This window comes from Pseudolysinimonas sp. (assembly GCF_031389465.1).
Taxonomy (GTDB): domain Bacteria; phylum Actinomycetota; class Actinomycetes; order Actinomycetales; family Microbacteriaceae; genus Pseudolysinimonas_A.
The window spans coordinates 1-1,701 of the sequence record NZ_JANMSQ010000043.1 but is presented as its reverse complement, the minus strand read 5'-3'; the positions used below and the strand labels follow the sequence as shown (position 1 = coordinate 1,701).

The window sequence follows — 1,701 nt, the reverse complement described above, 5'->3', positions numbered from 1 at the left end:
TGGTTACCGCTATCGCTCGCGTGAAGCACATCCGCGTCACGCCCCAGAAGGCCCGCCGCGTCGTGGACATCGTCCGCGGCAAGCAGGCTGCCGAAGCTCTCGCGATCCTCAAGTTCGCCATCGCGGAAGCGACGAGCTTGTAGACCGGCTCACTCGCCGACTGCGGGGCGAACTTGAGGATCGCGAGAGCTTCGGCAGCCTGCTTGCCGCGGACGATGTCCACGACGCGGCGGGCCTTCTGGGGCGTGACGCGGATGTGCTTCACGCGAGCGATAGCGGTAACCATCAGCGACGCCGTCCCTTCTTGTCGTCCTTCTCGTGCCCACGGAAGGTGCGGGTGGGCGCGAACTCGCCGAGCTTGTGCCCGACCATGGTCTCCGTCACGAAGACGGGGATGTGCTTGCGACCGTCGTGCACCGCGATGGTGTGACCCAGCATCGCCGGGATGATCATCGAGCGGCGCGACCAGGTCTTGATCACGTTCTTGCTGTTGGCTTCGTTCTGCGTGACGACCTTGCGAAGCAGGTGGTCGTCGACGAAGGGGCCCTTCTTAAGGCTGCGCGGCATCCTGGTTTATCCCTTGCGCTTCTTGCCGACGGTACGACGGCGGACGATGAGCTTGTCGCTGGGAAGGTCGCGCTTACGCGTGCGGCCTTCCTTCTTGCCCCAGGGGCTGACGGGGTGACGTCCACCGGACGTCTTTCCCTCGCCACCACCGTGGGGGTGGTCGACCGGGTTCATGGCGACGCCACGCACGGTCGGGCGGACGCCCTTCCAGCGCATGCGGCCGGCCTTGCCCCAGTTGATGTTCGACTGCTCGGCGTTGCCGACCTCGCCGATCGTGGCGCGGCAGCGCACGTCGACGTTGCGGATCTCGCCCGAAGGCAGACGCAGCTGCGCGTAGGGGCCGTCCTTGGCGACGAGACGCACCGAAGAACCAGCCGAGCGGGCCATCTTGGCGCCACCCCCGGGACGGAGTTCGATCGCGTGGATGACGGTACCCACGGGGATGTTCTTCAGCGGCAGGTTGTTGCCGGGCTTGATGTCAGCACCGGCACCCGACTCGATGACGTCGCCCTGGTTGAGCTTCGCCGGCGCGAGGATGTAGCGCTTCGTGCCGTCGACGTAGTGCAGCAGTGCGATGCGCGCCGTGCGGTTCGGGTCGTACTCGATGTGAGCGACCTTGGCGCCGACGCCGTCCTTGTCGTTGCGCTTGAAGTCGATGATGCGGTACTGGCGCTTGTGGCCACCACCGATGTGGCGGGTCGTGATGCGCCCCTGGTTGTTGCGGCCACCGGTCTTCGGCAGCGGCCTGAGCAGCGACTTCTCGGGCGTCGACCGGGTGATCTCAGCGAAGTCGGCAACGCTCGAGCCGCGGCGACCCGGGGTCGTCGGCTTGTATTTGCGAATAGCCATGATGTTCTCCTGTGCCCTTAGCCGACGGCCGTGAAGATGTCGATCGAGCCGGACTTGAGGGTGACGATCGCGCGCTTGGTGTCCTTGCGCTTACCGATTCCGAACCGCGTGCGGCGGAGCTTGCCGGTGCGGTTGAGCGTGTTGACGCTGGCCACCTTGACGCCGAAGATCTTCTCGACCGCGAGCTTGATCTCGGTCTTGTTCGATCGCGGGTCGACGACGAAGGTGTACTTGCCGTTGTCGATCAGCCCGTAGGACTTCTCGCTGACGACCGGCGACAGGATG

At 65.5% G+C, this 1,701-nt stretch carries 4 protein-coding genes and 1 pseudogene; 1 reads left to right on the top strand and 4 read right to left on the bottom strand.

Going from position 1 to position 1,701, the window contains the following annotated elements:
- Window positions 1-20 precede the first annotated feature (20 nt).
- Window positions 21-143: a 50S ribosomal protein L22 gene (locus RMO30_RS01785; protein WP_397427873.1), complete on the top strand. Its 123-nt coding sequence runs from the start codon at window positions 21-23 to the stop codon at window positions 141-143.
- Here the strand turns inward: RMO30_RS01785 and RMO30_RS01780 are convergent.
- The 4 genes and pseudogenes from RMO30_RS01780 to rplW form a co-directional block, all read right to left on the bottom strand.
- Window positions 104-286, bottom strand: a pseudogene (locus RMO30_RS01780) (50S ribosomal protein L22); the annotation flags it as partial. The gene RMO30_RS01785 and the pseudogene RMO30_RS01780 sit on opposite strands and share 40 nt — an antisense overlap.
- Complete coding sequence (gene rpsS / locus RMO30_RS01775) at window positions 286-567, bottom strand: 30S ribosomal protein S19 (protein ID WP_130283793.1); 282 nt, start codon at window positions 565-567, stop codon at window positions 286-288. The pseudogene RMO30_RS01780 and the gene rpsS, both read right to left, overlap by 1 nt.
- 6 nt (window positions 568-573) lie before the next feature.
- Window positions 574-1,416, bottom strand: coding sequence for a 50S ribosomal protein L2 (gene rplB, locus RMO30_RS01770; protein WP_309708705.1), 843 nt, complete (start codon window positions 1,414-1,416; stop codon window positions 574-576).
- 17 nt (window positions 1,417-1,433) lie between these two features.
- A complete protein-coding gene (gene rplW / locus RMO30_RS01765; RefSeq protein ID WP_309708702.1) occupies window positions 1,434-1,700 on the bottom strand; it encodes a 50S ribosomal protein L23 in 267 nt (88 codons plus the stop codon).
- Window position 1,701: the final 1 nt, after the last annotated feature.